The sequence below is a fragment of the Nocardia rhizosphaerihabitans genome, from assembly GCF_014646295.1.
Taxonomy (GTDB): domain Bacteria; phylum Actinomycetota; class Actinomycetes; order Mycobacteriales; family Mycobacteriaceae; genus Nocardia; species Nocardia rhizosphaerihabitans.
On the sequence record NZ_BMNE01000003.1, the window covers coordinates 667,955 to 692,581 of the forward strand.

11 protein-coding genes are annotated in these 24,627 nt (G+C 69.7%); 6 read left to right on the forward strand and 5 right to left on the reverse strand.

Features of this window, described 5'->3' with window-relative positions; all coding sequences use genetic code 11:
- Positions 1–22 precede the first annotated feature (22 nt).
- The 4 genes from IEY60_RS15965 to IEY60_RS15980 are packed head-to-tail and all read left to right on the forward strand — an operon-like array spanning position 23 to position 2,508.
- Positions 23–1,102 (forward strand): NAD(P)H-dependent amine dehydrogenase family protein, encoded by a 1,080-nt coding sequence (locus tag IEY60_RS15965; RefSeq protein ID WP_189028761.1) that lies wholly within the window; start codon positions 23–25, stop codon positions 1,100–1,102.
- On the forward strand, positions 1,099–1,578 hold the full coding sequence (locus tag IEY60_RS15970) for a carboxymuconolactone decarboxylase family protein (protein ID WP_189028763.1): 480 nt from the start codon (positions 1,099–1,101) through the stop codon (positions 1,576–1,578). The genes IEY60_RS15965 and IEY60_RS15970 overlap by 4 nt, the downstream gene beginning before the upstream one ends.
- A 19-nt stretch (positions 1,579–1,597) precedes the next feature.
- Positions 1,598–2,011: an NUDIX hydrolase gene (locus IEY60_RS15975; protein ID WP_189028765.1), complete on the forward strand. Its 414-nt coding sequence runs from the start codon at positions 1,598–1,600 to the stop codon at positions 2,009–2,011.
- On the forward strand, positions 2,008–2,508 hold the full coding sequence (locus IEY60_RS15980; protein WP_189028767.1) for a hypothetical protein: 501 nt from the start codon (positions 2,008–2,010) through the stop codon (positions 2,506–2,508). The genes IEY60_RS15975 and IEY60_RS15980 overlap by 4 nt, the downstream gene beginning before the upstream one ends.
- A 47-nt stretch (positions 2,509–2,555) precedes the next feature.
- On the opposite strand, the gene IEY60_RS35805 is transcribed toward IEY60_RS15980, so the two are convergent.
- From IEY60_RS35805 to IEY60_RS15990, 3 genes are read right to left on the reverse strand one after another with little or no spacing between them, the layout of a single operon-like run.
- Positions 2,556–2,891 (reverse strand): MFS transporter, encoded by a 336-nt coding sequence (locus IEY60_RS35805; protein ID WP_229739916.1) that lies wholly within the window; start codon positions 2,889–2,891, stop codon positions 2,556–2,558.
- Positions 2,786–3,928 carry an MFS transporter gene (locus IEY60_RS15985; protein ID WP_229739872.1) on the reverse strand — a complete coding sequence of 381 codons (1,143 nt, stop codon included), beginning with the start codon at positions 3,926–3,928 and terminating at the stop codon, positions 2,786–2,788. Before IEY60_RS15985 ends, IEY60_RS35805 begins: the two co-directional genes overlap by 106 nt.
- 15 nt (positions 3,929–3,943) lie before the next feature.
- Complete coding sequence (locus IEY60_RS15990; RefSeq protein WP_308426103.1) at positions 3,944–4,102, reverse strand: hypothetical protein; 159 nt, start codon at positions 4,100–4,102, stop codon at positions 3,944–3,946.
- Between the two features lie 273 nt (positions 4,103–4,375).
- Here IEY60_RS15990 and IEY60_RS15995 point away from each other — a divergent pair, with 273 nt between their 5' ends.
- Positions 4,376–5,407 carry a fused (3R)-hydroxyacyl-ACP dehydratase subunits HadA/HadB gene (locus IEY60_RS15995; protein ID WP_189028769.1) on the forward strand — a complete coding sequence of 344 codons (1,032 nt, stop codon included), beginning with the start codon at positions 4,376–4,378 and terminating at the stop codon, positions 5,405–5,407.
- A 21-nt stretch (positions 5,408–5,428) separates the two neighbouring features.
- On the opposite strand, the gene IEY60_RS16000 is transcribed toward IEY60_RS15995, so the two are convergent.
- Positions 5,429–7,576, reverse strand: coding sequence for a molybdopterin oxidoreductase family protein (locus IEY60_RS16000; RefSeq protein ID WP_189028771.1), 2,148 nt, complete (start codon positions 7,574–7,576; stop codon positions 5,429–5,431).
- 239 nt (positions 7,577–7,815) lie between these two features.
- Here IEY60_RS16000 and IEY60_RS16005 point away from each other — a divergent pair, with 239 nt between their 5' ends.
- Positions 7,816–8,175 carry a ferredoxin family protein gene (locus tag IEY60_RS16005; protein WP_373291728.1) on the forward strand — a complete coding sequence of 120 codons (360 nt, stop codon included), beginning with the start codon at positions 7,816–7,818 and terminating at the stop codon, positions 8,173–8,175.
- A 22-nt stretch (positions 8,176–8,197) separates the two neighbouring features.
- On the opposite strand, the gene IEY60_RS16010 is transcribed toward IEY60_RS16005, so the two are convergent.
- Positions 8,198–24,460: a non-ribosomal peptide synthetase gene (locus tag IEY60_RS16010; RefSeq protein ID WP_189028775.1), complete on the reverse strand. Its 16,263-nt coding sequence runs from the start codon at positions 24,458–24,460 to the stop codon at positions 8,198–8,200.
- Positions 24,461–24,627 lie beyond the last annotated feature (167 nt).

A 24,627-nucleotide genomic window follows, 5' to 3' on the forward strand; every position in this document is an offset into this window, starting at 1 on the left:
AAGCGCTTGCTACGCTCGCGCGATGATCCCCACGATCGTCTGGGGCACCGGCAATGTCGGCCGAGCGGCCATCCGTGCCGTGGCTGCCCATCCGGCGCTGGAACTCACGGGGGTGCTGGTGCACAACCCCGGCAAGGTCGGCCGTGACGCCGGTGCACTCGCCGGACTCGACTACCGATTAGGGGTGGCCGCGTCCGCCGACATCGACGCACTGCTCGCCGCGGGTCCGCGCGCGGTCGTCTACGCGTCCTCCGGCGATATCCGCCCCGATGACGCGCTCGCCGACATCGTGCGCGCGATCCGCGCGGGAGCAGTCGTCGTCACCCCGGCTCTCTACGCGCTCTACGACCCGGCCGGCGCCCCCGTCGAGATCCGCGACCCCGTGCTGGAAGCCATTGCCGCCGGCGGCGGTTCGCTGTTCGTCTCCGGAGTCGATCCCGGCTGGGGCAACGATGTGTTGCCGCTGTTGATCAGCGGGCTCGGCACCACCGTGGAGGTGTTGCGCTGCCAGGAGATCTTCGACTACTCGACCTACGACCAACCCGACTCGGTGCGGTATCTGGTCGGCATGGGTCAGCCGATGGACTATCAGCCGCCGATGCTGCTGCCCTCGGTCCCGACGATGGTGTGGGGCGGGCAGATTCGGCTGATGGCCAGGGCACTCGGCGTCGAACTCGACGAGATCCGCGAGACCCTGGATCGGCGTGCACTCGATGCGACCGTGCAGACGGTGCAGATGGGTGAGTTCGAGGCGGGCACGCAAGGGGCGGTGCGGTTCGAGGTGCAGGGCATCGTCGACGGTGAACCGCGCATCGTGATCGAGCATGTCACCCGTATCCATCCGAGTTGCGCGCCGGACTGGCCGACGCCTCCGGACGGTGACGGCGCGCACCGGGTGATCATCGAGGGCACGCCACGCATCGAGGTCAGCGTCGAGGCCACCGACGAAGGCGGCAACCGGGCCGCGGGCGGAAACGCCACGGCGGTGGGCCGCTTGGTCAATGCCATCGACTGGCTCGTCGACGCCGAGCCGGGACTCTACGACGCACTCGATGTGCCGCTGCGGGCCGCGGTCGGCAAACTCGGAAGGAAATCGCCATGATCATCGACATTCCCGAGGGCAAGGACCCGATCGGTTACGTCTGGGGCGAGATGGTGCCCGGTATCGGCGTGGCCGCCGCCGCGTTCTCGCTGTCGGTCTACGAGCACTCGACCCTGGGGCTGCGCGAGTTCGAGGCGGCCCGGCTGCGCATCGCCCAGATCAACGGGTGTCTGTTCTGTCAGGACTGGCGTACCGAACGCGACGGGCAGAAGGTCGAGCCGGAGTTCGCCGACGCCGTGACCAACTGGCGCACCACCGATCGGTTCGACGAGCGGGCCAGGCTCGCCGCCGAATACGCCGAACGCTATGCCACCGATCATCACGGTCTGGACGACGAGTTCTGGGCCAGGATGTTCGAGCACTACACCCAGGCCGAGCTGGTCGAGCTGAGTATGAGCATCGGGTCCTGGCTCGCCTTCGGCCGCCTCAACCGGGTCCTCGGGCTGGATACCGTCTGCGTCCTGCCAGGTCACTGACCGCGATAGGCTGCGGGCCGTGGTGGACTCTCCGGTACAGCAGCTGATCGATACGGTGGCCTGGGTACTGATCGAGGACGGGCGCATCCTGTGCGCCCGCCCCCGGGGCAAGGACGTGTTCTTCATCCCCGGCGGCAAACGGGAAGGCGCCGAAACCGACTTGCAGACCCTGGTCCGTGAGGTCGCCGAGGAACTGACCGTCGACCTGGCCGCCGACAGCGCGGTCCACGTGGGCACCTACGAGGCCGCGATCGCCGACGGCCATGCCACCGTCGTCCGGATGGCGTGCTACACCGCCGACTATCGCGGTGTGCTCACCGCGAGCAGCGAGATCGATGCCTTGGCCTGGTTCGGCTATCACGACCGTGATCTGGTGCCGCCGGTCGACCAGCTTCTCTTCGACGATCTCGCCGCAGCGGGTTCCCTACGGTGACCGGCAGAGGCGGCGGTATCGGGCGGACTATCGCGTACGGCCTGCTCGCCCTGCCGTTGGCTCTGGCTCCGGTCCGCACCCGACTGCGCGTTCCCCGCCGGCTGCTGCACGAACCCGTCTCCGCGCACGGGGTCTCGGCGGTGCGGTGCGTGTTCCACTCGGTGTTGTCGGCCGGGGTCGGGATTGTCGCCTGGTTCCTGATCATGCTCACCGCGCTAGGCCTGGTCCGTGGACTCGCCTATCCGCTGGTCGCCGCCGGCGACTACGAAACATCGTGGGGTGGCCCAACTTTGGCAGGCGCGTGGCTGGTGCACGCGGCGGTCGGCCTCGTGATTGCCCCCGTGTTTCTCGGTATCGTCACCCTGCTCGGCCGGCTTCAGCTCCGATCGACTCGCACCGTCCTGGGCCGAGCCGGGTCCTGGTGGGTGATTCCCGCCGCCGTCGTGCTCACCGTGGCGGGCGCCTTGTTCTTCGCCGCCTGGGTCCGGCAGATCTGATCTCGCGCGGTCGGCGACAGTGTGTCCATGTCGCCCAGCACCAGTAACTACGGATTCGGTGCCGGTTCCAGGCCGGGCTCTTGCTGATCGACCGGTTTCGGGCCCGGTGCCGTAGGGCGGATGCCGAGGCCGACGAGGCCGGCCAGGATGGCGACGGCGGCGGTGACGTACCAGGCCCGCTGGAAGGCGTCGAGAATGGCCGCGGGGGTAGTCGGTGCACCGAGTAGGGCGACGAGGATCGCCACGCCTACGGCGAGACCGAGCCGGCGGGCCATGCTCAGTACCGCGGTGCCGGTCGCGAAGCGGTGCGGCGGAAGGGTTCCCGCGCCGGCCGCGAACGCGGTGGGCAGGGTGAGGCCGACGCCGAGGCCGGTGAGCAGCATGCCGCCGAGCATGCCGGACATGTAGTCCGGCGCGAGTTCGGCGGCGCGCGCCCACCACCGAAGGCCAGCCCGCCCGCGGCGACGGCCACGAACGGCACGATCAGCGGTCCCGGCGCGATCGCCGCGCCGGTCTGCAGCGCCGACCATCCCCACACGTTCTGCGCCCACAGCGTGATCGACAGCAGCATCCCCGCGAACGCGATCTGGAAGACGAGCGAATTCGCGGTCGCCAGACTGAAATTCGGGGCACGCAACAGCGCTGGATCTACCACCGGACTGTGGTGGCGGGCCGAGGACCACGCGAACACCACGCCGAGCCCCACTGCGACCGCGAAGGCGGCCAGGACACCGGGCGACGTCCAGCCCCATTCGGGCCCCTGGACCACGGCCAGGATGGATGACCCGACCGCGCCGATCAGCGCCCCCGCGCCCAGCAGATCGGGCAGCGGACCGTGCTCGGCGGGTGGACGCGGCAGTGTGCGCACACCGATGACCAAGGCCACCAACCCGATCGGCACATTCACCAGAAACACCCAGCGCCAGTCGAGCTCGACGAGCAGACCACCGATCACCGGTCCGAGCGCGGCGCCCAGACCGCCGAAGGCGACCCACAGCCGAACCGCGCCAGCCCGCCGCTCCGGCGGCGTTGCGGCCAGGACCAAGGCCAGCGAGGACGGCGTCAGCAACGCGCACCCGACGGCTTGGACGACGCGGAAACCGACGAGCGACTCCACATTCCACGCGACCGAGCACAGCGCCGAGCCGAGCACGAAGACCGCGAGGCCGGCCAGGAAGATCGCCCGATTGCCGTTGCGGTCACCGAGGCGACCGGCGGGAACCAGCAGGGCGGCGAACACGATCGCATACAGGTTGAGCACCCAGGACAATGCGGTGAGCCCCGCACCCAGGTCGGCGGCCATGGCGGGCATGGCGACATTGACGATGAACAGATCCAGACTCGACAGCAGGACGCCGGTCGAGACGACCGCGAGCACCAGCCGGGGATCGGTGGCACGCGCGGCGGCAACGGAATTCATGCGGCAGGCTCCCGATCAGCCGAGGACGCGGCGGGTTTGGCGGGCGGTGGCGAGCAGGACTCCGTAGCGGTCCCAGATGTCGGTGTCGTCGACGGACCAGCCGTCACCGGTGCTGACATTCGCGGCGCGCACCAGCACCGGCGCGGCGTCGAGCCCGGCGAGGTCGGTGTGCACCGTGGTTGCGGCAGGTCGCCACCGTCGAACCGGTGTGCTCGCACTGCGGGGAACGCGTCCACGGCCGGGATTTGACTCCGGTCGACGGTCCCGGTGCGGGCGAGTTCTCGCTGCTCCCGTCCCGCTGACGGGCGGTCGTCCGGTTCGGCCTGCCCACGCATCGGGCGAGGACCGCGCGAGACGCGGCTGTGAAGTGTGCCAAGGTGTGCGCGGTTCGGCCGTGATTCCGCTAGCCTGCCGGGTGTCCGTTCCCCGAACGAAGGTGATCCAAAAGTGACTTCCGTGGTCGATGCCCCTGATATCGCGTCGAAGGTAGGGCACTACTACCGGGTCGATGACGTCTACGAGGTCGGCCGCGAGAAAATCCGTGAATACGCCCGCGCGGTGCAGGACTTCCACCCCGCGCACTGGGAGGACGACGCGGCGGCCGCGCTCGGATACCCGGGCCTGGTCGCCCCGCTGACGTTCGTCTCCATCCCGGCGATGGCCGCCAATCGCCTGCTGTTCGAGTCGGTGGTCGTCGGCTACGACATGTTCGTGCAGACCGAGCAGGTCTTCGAGCAGCACAAGCCGATCGTCGCCGGCGACCGGCTCGTCGTCGACGTCGAACTGTCCTCGGTGCGCCGGATCGCGGGCAAGGACCTCATCACCGTCACCAACACCTTCGCCGACGAGTCCGGCGAGACCGTGCACATCATGCACACCACGGTCGTCGGCATCACCGGCGACGGCGTGGACCCCGAGATCACGCGCGCCGTCGAGAACGTGATGGTGCACGGCGTCAAGGTGTTCGGCAACGGCGACGCTCAGCACGCAGGCGAGACACCGCTGCGCCCGGAAGGCGAGATCCGGCTCTCGGCCGAAGGCGTGGCGCGTGTTCCGAGCACGACCCTGTCCTTCGACGAGTTGACCGTCGGCGCCGAACTCCCGATGCGCGACGCGCGCCTGTCGCGCGGCGACCTCGTCAACTACGCGGGCGTCTCCGGTGACGGCAACCCGATCCACTGGGACGAGAGCATCGCCCGCCTGGCCGGCCTGCCCGACGTGATCGCGCACGGCATGCTCACCATGGGTCTGGGCGCGGGTTTCGTCTCCACCTGGTCCGGCGACCCGGGTGCGGTCACCCGCTACGGCGTGCGCCTGTCGAACTACACAATCGTCGACAGCCAGGGTGGCGAGATCGAGTACACCGGCCGGGTGAAGTCGCTCGATCCCGAGACCAGAACCGCGGTGATCGCGATCGTCGCCAAGTCCGGCGGCCGCAAGATTTTCGGCCTGGCGACCACCACCCTGCGTTTCCGCTGAGTTCGCCGCGGTGAGCCCGGGTCACCCCGCGACCGGGCTCACCCGCACCCACGTGTTGTTGACCGCCGCCGCACCGGAGAACGGGTCGGTGCGGGCGGGGTCGTGCAGCAGGTTGACATTGGCGCCCGGCTGGGCGGCGGCCACGGTCCAGCCGACGCCCGGTTCGCGATGACCCCAGCCGTGCGGGATCGCGACCACTCCGGCGCGGATGTCGTCGCTGATCTCCACCGGCACGACGATCGAGCCGACCGTGGACTCGACGGTCACCTGATCACCGTCGGTGAGACCGCGTTCGGTGGCGTCACCGGGATGCATGAGCACGGTGCAGCGGTCGCGTCCCTTCATCATCGACGGGATGTTGTGCAGCCACGAGTTGTTGCTGCGCAGATGGCGGCGGCCGATGAGTTGCAGATCGTAGCCGGGGGCCATCGCCGTGTCGGCGCCGTCGACGACCTCGCGGACGGCGGCCAGGAAATCCGGCGGCGCGAGCTGTACCAAGCCGTCCTTGGTCCCGATCAGCTCACGCAACCGCGGCGCCAGCGGACCCAAGTCGACACCGCCGACGCTGGCACGGATCCTGTTGGCCGTCAGGCCTTTCCGGCCTCGTCGCAGCACACCGTAGGGTCCTGCCGCGATGGCCGCGGCGGTCAACCGCATCGGGCTGAACAGTTCGAAGACGCCGGTGAGCGCGCGACCGGTGAATCGCCGCGCGGGCAGCGGTACCAGTTCGGTCACCAGGCGGGCCAGGATCTGCCAGTCCTCGAGTCCGTCGGCGGGTGGTTCGAAGACGGCGGCGTCGAATCGGGCGTTGTTGCGCACGCTGAATACCGGGAACAGCAGGTTGATCTCTTCGCGCTCCAACGGTGAGGTCGGCGGCAGGATGATGTCGGCGTGCCGGGTGGTCTCGGTGATGTACATGTCGACGGCGACGTAGAAGTCCAGCGATTCCAGTGCGGCGTCGAGCCGCCCGCCCTGCGGTGTGGACAGCACCGGGTTGCCCGCGTAGGTGATCATCGCCCTGATCCGGTCCGGTCCGTCGGCGAGGATGTCCTCGGCCAGCACCGTCACCGGCAATTCGCTGCGGAACGACTTGTGGGTGCCGGACCGGTCGGTCCACGCCCCGTAGCCCATCGGCAGGTACTTGCCGAAGCGGGCGGCGTCCACCGGTGGGGTCGCGAACATCTGGCCGCCCGCGCGGTCGAGGTTGCCGGTGACGGCGTTGATCGTGTTCACCAGCCAGTGTGTGAGCGTGCCGGTGATTTGCAGGCATACCCCGATTCGCGCGTAGAGCACCGCCGACGGCGCCGCCGCGTGGTCGCGGGCCAGTCGCCGGATGGTGTCGGCGTCGACTCCGGCGTCGGCCGCCATCCGCTCCGGTGACGTCGTCGCGACCAGCTGCGCCAGCTGGTCCCAGCCTGCGCATTGCGCGCGCACCGCCCGCTCGTCGCACAGTCCCTCGGTGACCAGCACGTGCAGCATCGCCAGCAGCAGGTAGACGTCGCCGCCGGGCCGCACCGCCACATGCTCGTCGGCCAATCGCGCGGTTTCGGTGCGCCGCGGGTCGATCACGACGACCGTGCCACCGCGTTTCCTGACCTCCTTGATGCGCAGTTTCGCTCCCGGCATGGTGGTGATCGACCCGTTGGACACGGCCGGGTTGGCGCCGAGCACCACCAGCCGATCGGTGCGGTCGATATCGGTCACCGGCATGAGCACGTTGGCGCCGAACATCCGCCACGCGACGAATTCCTGCGGGAACTGGTCGATCGAGGAGGCGGAGAAGAAGTTGCGGGTCAGCAGCGCCGCGCGCAGCAGGGCGCCGTAGATCACCGAGGAACTGTGCGCGGCAGGGTTGCCCATGTACATCCCGATCGCGCTGGGGCCGTGCGCCGACCGCACCGCACGCAATCGGTGCCCGATCTCGGTGAACGCCTCGTCCCAGCCGATCGGTTCGAAGGAGTCGCCGACCCGGCGGACGGGGGTGCGCAATCGGTCGGGGTCGTGGTGCAGCCCGCCCATCGCGGTGGCTTTCGGGCAGATGTAGCCCTGGGACAGCACGTCGTCGGGATTGCCTTCGATGCGCGCGACCTGGTCGCCCTCGACCGTCACCAGAATCCCGCAGTGTGCCTCGCACAGTGTGCACTGCCGCGCAATCGTCCTGCTGTCCATTGCTTCCCCGCCTTCCGCCGAACCGCTCGACCCACGCTATCCCGGTCGGCCCGCCCGGCATAGCCGCCCACGGCCGGAGATTTCGTCGTCGGCCGCAGTGTCGACGACGAGCGAGTCTTCGCGATCGGTGACTGCGCCGCGGTCCCGGGCGCCCGCCAGTCCTGCTACACCGCCGGCCCGCAGGGCATGTACGCGGCCAATGCCCTGGCTCGCCTGAGCAAGGGCCGCGACCCGAAACCATTCACCCTCGGCCCGTACACCGGCCGCGCCGTCACCCTCGGCAGGCACGCGGCGATCCTGCAGTTCACCCGCACCGACGACACGCTGCGCACGACTGCATCTTCGTCGGCAATCGGATGGCCTATATCCAGCCCGACGAGTGCATCGATTGCGCTGCCTGCGAACCGGTGTGCCCGGTCGAGGCGATCCACTACGAGGACGACATCCCCGAAGGTCAGGAGCAGTTCGCCGTCGAGAATGCTCGCTTCTTCGCTGAGCCGCTGCCCGGCCGGGCGGCAGCGCTCGGCCATCCCGGTGGGGCGACGGGTGTCGGCCCGCTCGGCGTGGACACGCCGTACGTGCAGGCGTTCCAGCCGTGAACGCCCGCACGTACCAGCGTGTCTAGCGCTGAGCGATCACCTTCCGCAGAGTGTCGGCGATGGTGCGCAGGGCCTGATCATCGGTCATGCGCCAGTGGGTCGCGTCGACGGGGTGATTGTCGACCGATCCGGTGACGGCTGTGGTCCAGGACGAGGCGCCGGCGGTTCCCGTCGGATCGTCCTGGGCCGCAGTGAAATAGGTGAGGGTGCCGACGAACGGGCGGGGCCGGTAGGCGGCGTCGAGGGCGACCGAGTCGATCGCGGCGTCCACGATCCGTTCGAGCCGCGCCGCGTCCAGGGACACCTGCGGTGCGGACTGCTCGCAGAGCTCCCTGGCGAACTGGCGAAGATCGAGCGAGGTGTCGAGGTCCTGGTCGGCGGCGCGCTCACCGGCGAATCCGCCGAGCAGATCGGCCGCGGTGACCGAGCTCGCGACACCGGTCGATGCGACGGTCAGTCTGCTGTCCAGCATGGCCAGCACGGCGACCTGTTCGCCCTCGTCCTGCAGTTGCACCGCCATGGCGTGGGCGATCACGCCGCCGAGGGACCAGCCGAGCAGGTGGTACGGCCCCTCGGCCTGGACTTCGCGGATCTGCTTGACGTAGAGCTTGGCCCATTCCTCGATCGAATCCGGTAGTGGCTCTGCCGAACTCAATGCCGGTGACTGCAGACCGTAGAGCGGGCGGTCCGGATCGAGGTAGGCGGCGAGCCCGCTGAACGACCACGCGACACCACCGATGGGGTGGATGCAGAACAGCGGTTCGCGTGCGCCGGCGGTGCGCAACGGCAGCAGGACGTCGAAGGCCGCGTCGGTGCCCGCACTGTCGGCACCGCCCGCGCGCAGTGCCGCCACGATGCCCGCGGGTGTCGGCGTGGCGAAGATCCAGGTGACCGGGATCGTCGTGGCGACCGCTTCGCTCAGCTGTGCGGCCAGGCGGGTGGCGCTGAGGGAGGTGCCGCCGAGTTCGAAGAAGTGGTCGTCCAAGCCGACGCGCTCCAGGTGCAGGACGTCGGCGAACAGGTCGCAGACGGTGCGTTCGATCGCGGTCTCGGGCTCGCGGAAGGTGCGGGTGGCGAGCTCGGGAGCGGGCAGGGCGGCCCGGTCGAGTTTGCCGACCGGGGTGAGCGGGACCTGGTCGAGGACCATGATCGTGGCAGGCACCATGTGCGAGGGCAAGGCCTGGGCCGCCCAGTCGACGAGTTCGTCGACGACGAGCTCGCGGCCCGGCGCGGCGAGGACGTAGGACACCAGCACCGTGGCGCCCGCCTGATTCTCCCGGCCCACGGTGACGGCGAAACCGACATCGTGGTGCGCGGCGAGGACCGCGTCGATCTCCCCGAGTTCGATCCGGAAGCCACGGATCTTCAGCTGGAAGTCGGTGCGCCCGCGGTACTCGAGTTCCCCGTCGGCATTCCACGCCGCCAGGTCACCCGTGCGATACAGGCGCGTACCTGCACGGAAGGGATTGGCCACGAAGCGTTCTGCGGTGAGGCCGGGTCTGCCGAGGTACCCGGAGGCCAGCTGGGTGCCGGCGAGGTACAGCTCACCCGGCACGCCCGCGGGCACCGGTCGCAGCCGCGAATCGAGCACGTAGACCTGACTGTTCCAGACCGGCTTGCCGATCGGGATGTCGCCGGTGTCCGCGGTGCGCACGCGGTGGCTGGTGATCGAGACGGCCGCTTCGGTCGGCCCGTACACGTTGAACAGTGCGGTGCCCGGCGCCGCGGCCTCGAATCGGCGGGCCAGCGCCACCGGCAGGGTCTCGCCGATGGCCAGCACGCGGCGCAGCGAGGTCGGCAGCGCCACGGTGAGCAGGGCGTCGAGCATCGAGGGCACGGCGTGCAGGGTGGTCACGTCTTCCTGCCGCATCAGCTCGGCGAGGTAGGCCGGATCGCGATGGCCCTCGGGCGCGGCGATCACCAGGCGTCCACCGCACACCGCCGCAGACCAGAATTCCCACACCGACAGATCGAAGGTCGCGGCCGTCTTCAGCAGGACGGCGTCGGTCGCGGTGAGCCCGAATTCCTTGGTCTTCCAGCGCAACTGGTTCACGATCGCGCGGTGGGACACCGCGACGCCCTTCGGGCGGCCGGTCGATCCCGAGGTGAAGATGACGTAGGCCGTGTTCGCGGGGCGCAGCGGCGCGAGACGGTCGAGGTCGGTGAGCGGGGCGTCGCTGTGTTGTGACAGGTCGATCTGCTCGACGGACAGGACCGGGGTTCCGGCTGCCGTGAACCCGGTGTCGGCGTTGGTGAGTACGAGCACCGGTCCCGCGGTGTCGAGGATGTACTGCGAGCGTGCCGCCGGTTGCGTGGGGTCGATCGGTACGTAGGCACCGCCTGCGGTGCTGACCGCGTACATCGCGACGACCAGGTCGACCGATCGCCGCATGGCCAGCGCCACCCGGGTCTCCGGTCCCACACCCGCCGACACGAGGTAGCGCGCCAGGCGGTTCACGCGGGCGGCGAGCTCGGCGAAGCTCCAGCGCGCACCGTCCGCGACGAGCGCGACCGCATCCGGCGTGGCAGCCACGGTGGCAGCGAGCAGCGTGGCGAGTGCGGCGTCTGGATCTGTCTGTCGCGCAGTGCGATTCCAGGTGTCGAGGATCCGGGCCCGTTCGGCCGAGGCGAGCAGGTCGATCGTGTGGAGGGGCGCACCGGGGGCGGCCAGGACGGCGTCGACGAACCGGGTGAACCGGTCGAGGAAGCCGCGGACGGTAGACGCGTCGAACAAGTCGGTGGCGAAGGTGCAGTAGCCGCTGATGCCGGCCGGCGAGCCGTCGGTGTCGTAGCGGTCGGCCAGGATCAGGTGCAGATCGAACTGCGACAGCTCGCGGTCCAGTTCCACCGACGAAACGCTGATGCCGGGCAGGTCCATCCGCACCTCGGCCAGATTCTGGAACGACAACCCGACCTGGAACAGCGGGTGCCTGGCGGTGGAGCGGGCCGGATTGAGCACCTCCACCAGGCGTTCGAAGGGGACGTCGGCGTTGGCGAACGCCTGCAGATCGATCTCGCGCTGGCGGGTCAACAGCTCGGCGAAGCCGGCGTCGCCGTCGACCTGGGTGCGGAACACCAGCGTGTTGACGAACATGCCGATCAGATCGTCGAGTTCGGCCTCACCGCGTCCGGCGACGGGCGTGCCGATGGCGATATCGGCGGTGCCCGCCAGTCCGGCCAGGACGACTGCCAGCGCGGTGTGCACGGCCATGAACAGGGTCGCCCCGTGCACTCGGGACAGCTCGACGAGCGCGGCGTGGGTGGCGGCGTCGAAGGTCAGCGGCACCCTGCCGCCTGCGTAGGACTGGATCGCCGGTCGCGGCCGGTCCCTGGGGAGGTCGAGCTGATCGGGCAGACCTGCCAGTGTCTGCTGCCAATAGGCGATCTGGCTCGCGGCCATCGAGGCTGGGTCGGCTTCGTCACCGAGTAGTGCCTGCTGCCACACGGCGTAGTCGGCGTACTGCAGGGCCAGCGGTTCCCAGGCGGGGGCCGTGCCCTGGACGCGGGCACTGTAGGCGGTCACCAGGTCGCGGGTGAGCGGGCCACCGGAGAAGCCGTCACCGGCGATGTGGTGGACGGTCATGGCCAGGACGAAGTCCTGGGGTGCGAGCTCGAACAGGGTGGCCCGCAACGGCACCTCGCCGGTGACGTCGAAGACCGTCGAAACCAGGTGCGCGACCGCTGTTTCCACGTCGTGGGCCGTGCCTGCCTGCAATCGGGGCACGTCGGGGTGGTCCGGTGGCAGGACGACCTGCACCGGTGTGTGGTCGACGACCGGATACACCGTGCGCAGGATCTCGTGACGCGCGACGACATCGGTGAACGCCTGCCGCAGCGCAGCAGTGTCGACCGCACCGGTCAGCCGCAGCACGACCGGAATGTTGTAGGCGGCGGTGCGGGTGTCGAAGCGGTTCAGGAACCACATGCGCTGCTGCGCGGGCGAGAGCGGGAGCCGATCCGGTCGCGGCTGCGCCCGCAGGGCGGGGCGGCTGGCTGTGCGGGTCAGCCGGGCGATTTCCCTGGCGCACTCGGCGACCGTGGGGGCCGCGAACAACACGCGCACCGGCACCCTGAGGTCGACGGCCGCGCCGAGCCGTGCGGTCAGCCGGGTCGCGAGCAGCGAATTGCCGCCGCGGTCGAAGAAGTTGTCGTCGGCGCCGACACGGTCGCTACCGAGCACCTCGGCGAAGACCTCGGCGACCGTCCGCTCCAGCTCGGACGACGGCTCCCGATAGGCGCGAGCCGCGAAGACCGGTGCGGGCAGGGCATTCCGGTCGAGCTTGCCCGCCGAGGACAGCGGGATCCGGTCCAGCACGACCACTGCCGCCGGCACCATGTGAGCGGGCAGCATCGACGACGACCACCGTGTCACCGCGCCGGGATCGATGTCGCGGCCGGTCACATACGACACCAGCACGGTGTCACCGGCCGGGTTCTCGGCACCGACGGTGACTGCGAAGGTGACCTGCGGGTGCCGCGTGAGAACAGCGTCGATTTCGCCCGGCTCGATCCGGAAGCCGCGGATCTTGACCTGGAAATCGGTCCGCCCGAGGTACTCCAACTCGTAGGAGCCCGCCGCGGCGCCGCGCACCCACCGGACCTGGTCGCCGGTGCGGTACATGCGCTCGCCCCGTGCACCCCAGGGGTCTGCGACGAACCGGTCCGCGGTCGCGCCGCTGCGCCCGCGATACCCGCGTGCGAGGGCCGGACCAGATAGATACAGCTCGCCGGTGGCGCCGACGGGCACCGGATGCAACCGGCCGTCGAGCACAACGGCGCGCATCCCCGGTACCGGGCGGCCGATCGAAATACGTTGTCCGGCACGCAGCGTCGCGTAGGTCGCGCCGATGGTCGCCTCGGTCGGGCCGTAGCCGTTGAGGAAGTAGCGGCCGGGCTGCCAGGTGGCCAGCAGCTCGGCGGTGGTGGCTTCGCCGCCCGCGGACACGCACACCAGGTCCGGCAGGCCCGCCGGGTCGAGGGTGCCCAGCAGCGCGGGGGTGATGATCGTGTGGGTCACCCGTTCGGTGCGCAGCAGGTCGTCGAGTTCGGCGCCGCCGACGGTGTCGGGCGGCGCGATCACCAGGGTGGCGCCGCGGTGGAAGGCGGTGCCGATCTCCTCGATCGATTGGTCGAAGCTGGGCGAGCACACGTGCAGCATCCGGTGGTCGTGCCGCAGCCCCATCAGGTTCGCCGAGTGCGCGATGAGCGCGCCGAGTCCGGCGTGGGTGACCGAGACACCCTTGGGCACACCGGTGGAGCCGGAGGTGTAGATCACATACGCCGCATGGTCGCGGCGCAGTGACCCCCGGCGGTCCCGGTTGCGTACCGGGGTCGACGCGCGGGTATCGATGCGCGAACGCACGGCCGGGTCGTCGAGAACCAGCCACCGCACCGATCCAGCGAGGCTGTGCACGCGAGCGGCCACGGTGATGCCCACCGTCGCGCCGGAGTCGTCGAGCATGTGCCGGACCCGGTCGGCGGGATAGTTCGGGTCGACCGGCAGGTACACGCCGCCGGCTTTCGCGACGGCCCAGAACGCGAGGATCGACTCGTAGCTGCGCGGAATCGCCGACGCGACCACGGTTTCCGGGCCGACACCGTCGGCGATCAGGACCCGAGCCAAGCGGGAGGATGCCTCGTCGAGTTCGCCGTAGGTGACGGTTCGTCCGTTGTCGCGCACCGCGACGCGGTGCTGTCCGTAGCCGGTGCCGCGGACCAGGAGTTCGGGCAGGGTGCCGGTCGCGGGCGGTGTCGCGCCGTCGCCGATCCGGGTCAGGAACGCGGATTCTGTCCGGTTCGACAGCGGCAGATCACCGACCGGTGTCTCGGGCCGCCGGGACACCGCGCTCAGCAGGCGGACGAGACGCTGACCGAAGGTACCGGCCGCGTGATCGTCGAAGAGTGTTCGCGCGAAGGATATCTCGACGGACCTGCCTGCGTCGCCGTCGAGCACCGCCACGGCGAGGTCGGCGTCGTCGGCCGATGAGTGGCCGACGACGAAGGACACCTGTCCCAGCGACCCCGGCTCGGCACCGAGCAGGGCGGCCAAGTCGGAGAGTCGGATTCCGGCATGGGTAACGCCTTCGGACTCGGCGCGGTGAGCCAGTGCAAGCAGGTCCAGGAAGCGGGCGGCCGGGTCCACCTGAGTGCGGAGGACGATGTCGGTGTGCCGGTCGCCGGGCGTCGACCCGACGATCACGATGTCGCCGGTTCCGGTCAGCCGCGCGAGCAGCACGGCCAGCGTTGTGCGCACCAATGTCGACCAGGTCACACCGGAGGATGCGGTGAGCAAGCGCAGGTCACGGTGCACCGAGGACGGGATCGGCAGCTGTGTCCGGCCGCGCCCGTCGGGCTGCTTGTCCTCGCTGTGCCGATCCATGGGGAGCGCCAGCCGGCCGGGCAGGTCGGCCAGGGTCCGTCGCCAGTAGCTCGATTGCGTGATCGGGTCTGTCGCGGCGGAGCGGAGCCGGTGCGCGATGGCCGCCGCGGTGGTGTCCGGTGTCGCGATCAGGTCGTCGATGACCGTGCGGAGGCGGTCGGTGACGGCCTGTGCGGTGGCATCGGAGACGAGATCGCGGCGGTACTTGATCTGCACCTGGGTGCGGGCGCCGAGGAACACCAGAACCGTGATCGGGTAGTGGGTGTGGTCGGCGCCGCGCAGGTCATCGATGCTCAGGTTGTCGAGCGCGCCGCCCGCCTGCCGGAGACCGTCGACGTCGACGGGGAAGGACTCGAAAGCGAGCATGGTGTCGAACAATTCACCCAGGCCGGCGACACGCTGGATCGCGCCGAGCCCGAGGTGGTGGTGATCCAGCAGCGACGCCTGTTCGGCCTGCACCGCGCGGATCAGCGCACCGACCGTGCCGGTGGCATCGATGCGGAGCCGCACCGGGACCGCGTCGACGAACAGGCCGATCATGTCACCGACACCGTCGAGATGCGGTGGACGGCCGGACACGGTGGCACCGAACACGACATCGTCGCTGCCGGTGCTCGCGGCGACGACCAAACCCCACGCCGTCTGGAACACGGTATTCGGCGTCACCTCCGCGGCGGCGGCGAACGCGGTCAGCTCGCCGGTCCGGTCGGTGTCGAGCTCGAATTCGCACAGACCGAAACCGTCACCGGAGGCGGGCGGCCAGGTCAGTTCCGGGGCGAGCACGGTCGGGCGCACCCCCGTCAGGACCTCGGACCACGCGTGCTCCGCGGCCGCACGGTCTTGGCGGGTGAGCCATTCGAGGTAGTCGCGGTACGGCCGCACCGGCGGCAATACCGTCGCGTCGCCGTCGGTCGCGTACAGGACGAGCAGTTCCTTCATCAGCAACGGCATGGACCACCCGTCGAGCAGGATGTGATGGCCGGTCAGGACGAGATGGCTCCGCCCGGAACCGGTGGCGTACACCGTGAATCGCAGCAGGGGCGCGATCGCCGGATCGAAACCCGCGTGCTGATCGGCGGCCAGCAGGGCGGGCAGGTCCGTGTCGGCGACATCGCCGACGATCCGCAACGGCGCCTCGATCGAGTCGGCCACCAGCTGCACCGGTGTGCCGTCGGGCGCGGTGACGAACGCCGAGCGCAGATTGGCGTGCCGGGCCAGGACGGTCCCGGCCGCGCGGCGCAGCCGGTCGATGTCCAGCTCGCCGGTCAGGTCGGCGACGAGCTGGATGACATAGGCGTGTACCGACTCGTCGAGCAGTTCGCCGAGGGCCAGCAGGGAGTGCTGCAGCGGGGACAGCGGCAGCACGTCCGCCAGCCCGGGGTGGCTGCGGCGCCAGGTGTCGAGGTCGGTCTGCGACACCCGCACCAGCGGAACGTCGGAGGGGGTGAGCCCGCCCGCGTCCGGGTGCCGGGTGTGCTCGGCGAGTGCCGCGAGGCGGTGCGTCCACTCGTCGGCCAGTTCGCGTACCGCCGCCTCGTCGAGGATGCCGGTGGCGTAGCGGAAGCTCGCCTGTAGTTGCAGGCCGGACTCGGTGTTGACGGCGATGGCATTGATGTCGAGGGCGGCGTTCGCGGGCAGGGTCGGGTCGTAGTCGACGTCGATGTCGCCGAGATCGGCGGTGGGCAGCCAGGCGGCGTCGCCTGATGGTTGGGTGGCTGTGGTGGCGCGGCCTAGATAGTTGAAGCCGATCTGGCCGATATCGCCGGTCAGCCGGCTCCGGGTTCCGTGATCGTGGCGGAGGAGGCCGAAGCCGATGCCGTTGTCGGGCACCGCCAGCAGCTGTTCCTTGACCGTCCGCACCGTCGCGGCGAGCCCATCGTCATCGATGCCGGTGGTGGCGATGCCGGACAGGTCGAGGACGACGGGGTAGACGCTGGTGAACCAGCCGACCGTCCGCGTCAGATCGGCGCCGGGTACGGCGTCTTCCACGCGTCCGTGCCCTTCGAGCCGGATCCGGAGGGTGTCGGCGTCGACGCCGCGCCGGGAACGCCAGTCGCGCACAGCGAGGGCGAGAGCGGCGAGCAGGGCGTGGTCGGCGCCCGCCCGGTACTGGGCGGGCAGGGTCGTGAGCAGCGATTCGGTGACCTCGACCGGCACCTGCACGGTGATCGACCGCATGGTCGACTCGGTGTCGAGCGAACCGTCCACCGCGCGTCGGCCGAGCAGCGGGTCCGGGGTGGACATGACCTGCTGCCAGTAGCCGAGTTCGGCGGTGCGGTCCGCCGCCGCCAGGCCGTGCGCCCAGCGGCGGAAGGAGGTGCCGACGGGTGGTAGCGAGATCTCTTGTCCCGCAGTGTATTGCGCCCAGGCGATGACCAGATCGGGGAGCAGGATCCGCCAGGACACGCCGTCGATGACGTAGTGGTGGGCGGCCACCGCGAGCACATCGCGTGCACCGTGCCTGCGCACCCAAGTGAAGGCGATCATCCGCGCATCGGAGGGATCGAGTACCGACAGCGCGGAATTCATTGCGGCGCTACCGATCCGGGTCAGGTCGACACCGTCCGCCTCGAGTTCGGACACCAGTGAATTCGCGTCGACGGCATCGGCAGGCAGCACCTCGAGCTGCCACCGGTCGCCGTCGTGTCGCAGGCGGGATCGCAGCATGTCGTGGTGACGCAGTACCGCGGTGATCGTGGCGACCAGACCGGCTCGATCGATGTCGTCGGGCAGCGCCAAGACCATGGTCTGGGCGAATCGATCACTGGAACCGTCCGTCAGGAACTCGGCCAGCACCGGTGTCAACGTGACCTCGCCGACGCCACCGCCCGGTAGTTCCGCCAGAATCGGCGCGGAAGGACCGTCGAGCGCGGCGATCTCGGCCAGCTTGGCCACGGTGCGGTGCTCGAATACTTCCCGCGTCGTGAAGACGATGCCCGCCGCCCTGGCGAGCGATACCAGCTGGATCGACAGAATGCTGTCGCCGCCGATCGCGAAGAACGAATCGTGCACGCCGACCGACGGCACCCCGAGGACGCGGGCGAACAGGTCGGCCAGGCGCGTCTCCAGTTCCCCCATCGGTTCACGGACTGCGGCGGTGACGGTGACGGGTTCCGGTAGTGCCTTGCGGTCGAGCTTGCCGTTGGAGGTCAGCGGCATTGCGTCGAGTACCACGATCGCCGAGGGCACCAGGTGAGCAGGCAGGCATCGGGTGGCGTACTCGGTGAGCGTGGCCGGATCGGCCGTACGGTCCTGTGCCGCAACCACATAGGACACCAGGGTCGTCGACCCGGATGCCGTCGTCCGACCCACCGTCACCGCGGAGTCGACGTCCGCGTGCCCGGCGAGCACGGCATCGACTTCACCGGGCTCGATACGGAACCCGCGCACTTTGAGCTGGGCGTCCGCGCGACCCACATAGTCGAGGTCGCCATTGCGCAGGCGCACCAGGTCACCCGTGCGATACATCCGCGCACCGGGGGCACCCCACGGGTCGGCGACGAACCGGGACGCGGTCAGCCCGGGCTGGTTTCGGTAGCCGCGGGCCAGCGCGTTCCCGGCCAGGTGCAGCTCGCCGGTGACGCCCGGCGCGACCGGGTTCAACCGGGCGTCCAGCACCATCGCGGAGGTCGACTGCACCGGAGCGCCGATCGTGATGCGGTGCCCCGCAACGAGTTCGGCGTAGGAGGAGATGATCGTGGTCTCGGTGGGGCCGTAGCCGTTGAGGTAGCGGCGGTTCGGCTGCCATTTCGCCAGCAACTCCGGCGTGGTCACGTCACCGCCGACCGAGACGAGCTCGAGCTGGTCGAGTCCGGCCGGGTCCAACGTGCCGAGCACAGCGGGGGTGATGATCGCGTGCGTGACGGACTCGACGGCCAGGATCTCGGCGAGCTCGACGCCACCGACGATCTCGGCGGGCACGACCACCAGCGTCGCCCCCGTGGCGAACGCACACAGCCACTCGAGCACCGACGGGTCGAAGCAAGGCGAGCAAATGTGCAGGAAACGGTGATCCGCAGTAAGCCGGTAGCGGCGGACCGCCTCGTCCACAAGATCGCCCAAGCCCGCGTGGGTCACCGTGACACCCTTGGGCAGACCCGTGGAGCCCGAGGTGTAGATGACATAGGCGGGGTGCTGCACCCGCAGCGGCGCGAGGCGATCCGCATCGGTGACGGGTGTGGCGGCGTGCGCAGCACAGGCCAGTTCGACAGCGGGATCGTCGAGCGTCAGCCAGTCCACCCCCTCGGGCAGACCGTCGCGGTGCGTAGTCGCGGTAATACCGAGTGCCGCTCCCGAATCGGTGACCAGATGCCCGAGCCGTTGCGCGGGATAGCCGGGGTCCATCGGCACGTGGATGCCACCGGCCTTCGCGATCGCCAGCGCGGCGACAACCATGTTCGACGACCTCGATAGGGCAACGGCGACAGCGACTTCCGGCCCGACACCACGGGCGATCAGCTCGCGAGCCAGCCGCGACGTCTGCGCGTCCAGTTCGCCATAGGTGATCGAGCGGCCGCGGTGCCGGATCGCGATCCGATCCCGGCCCAGCCCGACACCACGCGACACCAGGTCAGGGAACAACGCGACAGGTTCGGGGCAGGCGGGCCGCGCGGTCAGGGCCGCCAACTCACCGTCGCTCAGCATCGTGAGCTCACCGACCAGGGTGTGTGGCTGCGCCGTCACGGCCATCAGCAGACGCAGTAGCCGGTCGGCGAAAACCGATACCGTGTTCCGGTCGAACAATGCACCGGCGAAAGCGAACTCGGCGTCGAGACCGCCCTCCGGGTTCGTGGACCAGCTCAGCACGAGATCGGACTGTGCAGGCACCGACCGCGCCGCGGGCACCATCATGACCCGCATGTCCGGTGCGCTCAGGGCCGTCAGTTCCACCGACGACAGCCCCGGTCGCGCGAAAGCTTGCCGGGCGACCTCGGTGGCGTCGAGGAGCAATTCGTCGAAGCGCGCGCCGCCCGGCACCGGTAGTCGGAGCACCAGGGTCTGTGCATCCGGTGCCTGCGCGCATGGGGTGCCGATCGCGATGTCCTGGCTGCCGGACAGCCGCGCGAGCAGGACCGCGAAGACCGCGTGGACGACGGAGAACACCGTGGTGTCGTGCGCCTCGGCGACCTCACCCAGCCGTCGGTGCAGAGCGGCGGACATCGCGAAACCGACTCGCTCGTCGGCCGTCACCGGCAGGGCGGGACGCGGACGGTCTGCCGGAAGGTTCAGCTCGGCGGGCAGGTCGGCGAGCACGGCACGCCAGTACGCGGTCCGCGCGAGCGGGTCATCGCCCTGCGCCAGGGTGTCGAGCAGTTCTGCGACGCCGCGGTCCGGCGTATCGACGATCGCATCGAGGATCACGCGTAATCGCCGAGCCAATGCTTGCGCGACATCGGCGCCGATCGTGTCGAGCCGATACTGCAGGCCGACACGGATTCCGTCGCCCACCTCGACCCCGACCGCCACCGGATAGTGCGTGGCATTGGCGGCCTGGACGTCGACGATCTCCAACCCGTCGATCGCCCCGTGCGCACGCCGCATCCCCTCGGTGTCGACCGGGTACGACTCGTACGCCATCAGCGTGTCGAACAGCTCACCCGCACCCGCGGCCCGCTGGATATCGGTCAGGCCGAGATGGTGACCGTCGAGCAGCGCGACCTGCTCGGACTGCACCCGCGACAGCAGCGCGCGCAGCGACGCGTCCCCGTCGAATCGGACACGCACCGGGACGGTGTTCGCGAAAAGACCGACCATGCCGTCGATTCCGTCGAGCTGCGGCGGCCGCCCCGACACCACAGCGCCGAACAGCACATCATCGCGGCCGACCGCCCCGGCCAGCACGAGCCCCCATGCCGCCTGGAACAGCGTGTTGACCGTGACATCGCCTGCCGCCGCGCACGCCGCCAGAACCTCGGCCTCGGCCGAGGACAGCTCGAGGGTGGACATGCCGTAACCGGTTGCGTGCTCGACAGGCGGCGCGACCGCGGCCGTCAGCACAGTCGGCACGTGCCCGGACAAGGCCGCGCACCAACCCGCCAACGCGGCGGAGCGATCCTGGCCGCCCAGCCAGGCGAGATAGTCGCGGTAGGGCCGGACCCGCGGCAGCACCGCCGGAGCACCGTCGGTCGCGTAGCAGATCAGCAGCTCCTGCATCAGCAACGGCATCGACCAGCCGTCCACCAGCAGATGGTGCGCGGTCAACACCAGATGCATGCCGCCGTCAGCGCGGCGATACACCGTGAACCGCAGTAGCGGCGCCGTCGACAGGTCGAAACCGATCCGCGCCTCAGCTGCCAGGAACTGCTCGGCGTCGGCCTCGGTGGTGTCGACGATCCGCCATGGCACCGTCACGCCCTCGGCGACGAATCCGACCGGCGTCCCCGTCTCCGCGGAACCGAACGACGTGCGCAGGATCGCGTGCCGGTCGAGAACGGCCTGCGCCGCCCGCCGCAAGCGCTCGATATCCACCTCGCCCGCCAGCTCGACCGCCAACTGGACCAGATACGGATCCGCCGGGGAAACCTGCGCGAGGAACAACAATCCGAGCTGCAACGGCGCCAGCGGCAGCACATCACTCAACCCGGGACGTTCACGCTGCCAAAGATCCAGCTCCGCCTGGGTGACCCGCACCAACGGAACGTCGGCAGGGGACAGGCCACCGGCCGCCGGATCACGCAGATGATCGGCCAGCACCATAAGCGCCGCAGTCCAGCAGTCGGCCAGCTCCCGCACCGACGCCTCGTCGATGATCCCGGACGCGTAGGAGAACGACGCCCGCAACTCCACACCCGCGTCGGTGCCGGTCGCCAGCGCGTTGATGTCCACCACAGCGGCAGCGGGCAGCGCGGGATCCTGCTCCGCCGCGGGCTCACCCCAGTCGGCGGTGGGCAGCCACCCGGCATCGGCGAACGTCTCCGCCACCTCGCCTGCCGACACACGACCCAGATAGTTGAAGCCGACCTGGCCGAGCGAACCACCCAGTGACGCCGAGGATTCGGTGTCCAGATGCCGCAGCATGCCGAAACCGACACCCTTGTGCGGCACCGCCAGCAGCTGTTCCTTGATCGCCTTCACCACCGCGGCGGTAGCCTCGCCACCGCGCCACGCGGCCTCCGCGTCGATCCCGTTCAGATCGAGAGCGACCGGATACATGCTGGTGAACCAGCCGACCGTCCGCGTCAGATCCGCGCCGTCGACCACCGACGTCTCACGACCATGCCCCTCCAGACGGACCCGCGTCGCCGGCGCATCGACACCACGGCGGCCCCGCCACAGACGCACAGCCAGCGCCAGCGCGGCCAGCAACCCGTCCTCGGCGCCCGCGCGATACAGCGTCGGCAACTCCGTCAGCACCGCCTGCGTGACATCGGCGGGCACCGTGACACTGAAAGTCCGCACCGTGGGCGCGGTATCGACGGCAGCATCGAGCGGCCGATCACCGAGCAGCGGATCGGGGACCGCCAGCGTGCGCTGCCAGTAATCGAGCTCCTCGCGGCGACCCGTCGCCGCATCGCACAGCGCGTGCGCCCAACGGCGGAACGAAGTCCCCACCGCAGGCAACACGACCGGCTGCCCGGCCGCGTACTGCGCCCACGCAGCTACCAAGTCCGACAACAGGATTCGCCAGGAAACGCCGTCGATCACCGCATGATTCGCCGCGACGATCAACCCGTCCTGACCGTCCTCCCGCGACAACCACCCGAAGGCGATCATCCGGGATTCCTGCGGATCCAGCGAGGCGAGCGCGGAATCCATCGCGGCCTCGGCGATATCCGCGAGCTCGATGCCGGTCCGGCCCGCCGGAACATCAATGCGGGTGAGCAGCCCGTTCACGTCGACAGCGCCCGGCGGCAGCGTCTCCAGCAGCCACCGCCGGTCGACCTCCCGCAGCCGCGCACGCAGCATGTCGTGGTGATCGACCACCGCGGCAAGGGTGCTCAGCACACCGTCCCGGTCGATACCGGCGGGCAAAGCCAGCACCATCTGCTGACTGAACCGGCCGAAAACCCGCCCACCAGCCAGTGAGGCAGCCAGCACCGGGGTCAGCGGAATCTCACCCACACCACCACCCGGCAACTCCGGCAACGCAGGCGCCTGCTCGCCACCCAGCACCGCCACCCGCGCCAACCCGGCGACGGTCCGCTGCGCGAACACATCCTGCGGCGTGAACGAGATACCCGCCGCGCGCGCCCGCGTCACCAGCTGGATGGACAGAATGCTGTCCCCGCCCGACGCGAAGAACGAATCCTCGGCACCGATCTGCTCCACACCCAGCACCTGGGCGAACAACTCCGCGATCCGAGTCTCGACCGGACCCTCCGGCGCCCGCGACCCGACCGCACCGAACACCGGCGCGGGCAGCGCAGCACGATCGAGCTTTCCGTTGGGCGTCAGCGGGATCTCGTCCAGCACCACGATGACGGTGGGCACCATATGACCGGGCAGAGACGTCCCGACGAAACGGGCCACCTCCTCGGTATCGACCGAAACACCCTGGCGGGGCAACACATACGACACCAGCACGGTCGCACCGGAATCCGCTGTCACTCCCATGGTGACGGCGTACTCGAGATCCGGATGCGCGGTGAGCGCCGCATCGATCTCCCCGAGCTCGATCCGGAAACCGCGGATCTTCACCTGGAAATCGGAACGGCCGAGATACTCGAACTCACCGCCTGACGTGCGGCGAACCAAGTCACCGGTCCGATACATCCGCGATCCCGCCGCACCGGCGAAGGGCGCCGCGACGAAACGATCCGCGGTGAGCCCCGGCCTGCCCAGGTAGCTCTGGGCCAGCGCCGGACCCGACAGATACAACTCACCCGCGACGCCCGCGGGGACCGGACGCAACCGCGAATCCAGCACCATCGCACCGACCCCGGCGAAGGCCGCACCGATGGTGACGGGCTGTCCCGGAAGCAACTCGGCGCTGCCGGTCGCCAGGATGGTGGCCTCGGTCGGGCCGTACCCGTTGAAGAAGTCCCGGCCATCGACCGCCCACCGGTCGACGAGGGCGGGGCCGAACGCATCACCCGCGACGACAACGACCCGCAACGCATCCAGCCCGTGCGCATCGACGGACTCCAGGGCCGCCGGGGTGATCAGCACATGGGTCACCCGTTCCCGGCGCAACAGCACGGCCAGATCGGAACCGCCGAACACCGTCGGGGGAGAGACCACCAGCGTGGCGCCGGAATTGAACGTCAGCAGCAGCTCGAGGACCGAGACGTCGAAATTCGGCGAGCACACGTGCAGCACCCTGGCGTCCGCGTCGACCGAATAGCGCTCCCGCGCCGCCGCGACCAAGGCGCCCAAACCGGTGTGGGTGACGACCACGCCCTTGGGGCGACCGGTCGACCCCGACGTGTAGATGACATAGGCGGGATACTGATCGGTCAACGGACGGACCCGGTCGACATACGAGATCGGGTGGGCGGGACGCGCCGCGATCCGCTCCCGGTGCGGCGCGGCATCGATCTCGACCCACTCGAGCCCGTCGCCCAGTGCCTGCCGGTGCGCCGAGCAGGTGAGACCGAGCACCGCGCCGGAGTCGGCGACCAGGTAGGCGATCCGGTCCGCGGGCAACGCCGGGTCGACCGGAACATAGGCGGCGCCGGTCTTGGCCACCGCCCACACCGCCAGCACCGACTCGATCGAACGGGTGAAACCCAGCGCAACCACATCGCCCGGACCGACTCCACGGTCCAGCAGATCCCTGGCCAGCCGCGACGAGGACTCGTCGAGCTCGGTGTAGGTGAGCTCGCGCCGGTCATCGCCGTCGGGGGAGAAGGTGATCGCGATCGCGTCGGCCGCGGTGTCGACGGCAGCGGTCAGCAGCTGCGCGAAAAGGGGAGTGCTCGCCTTGCGGTTGCCTCGACCTCGCGGCGCACGACGCACTTCACCCATCCGAGTACTACATCCTTCACACGTCCGGCCCACAGCTCTGCGATGACCCACGAACCCTGTCGGATTCTGGGCCTACCGGGTGGTGGACCAGTGTCGAACAAGCAAGAAGGAGTCGATATCGGGGCGTTCGGCGACCATGACACCACACGTCACGCTGTCACGACCAC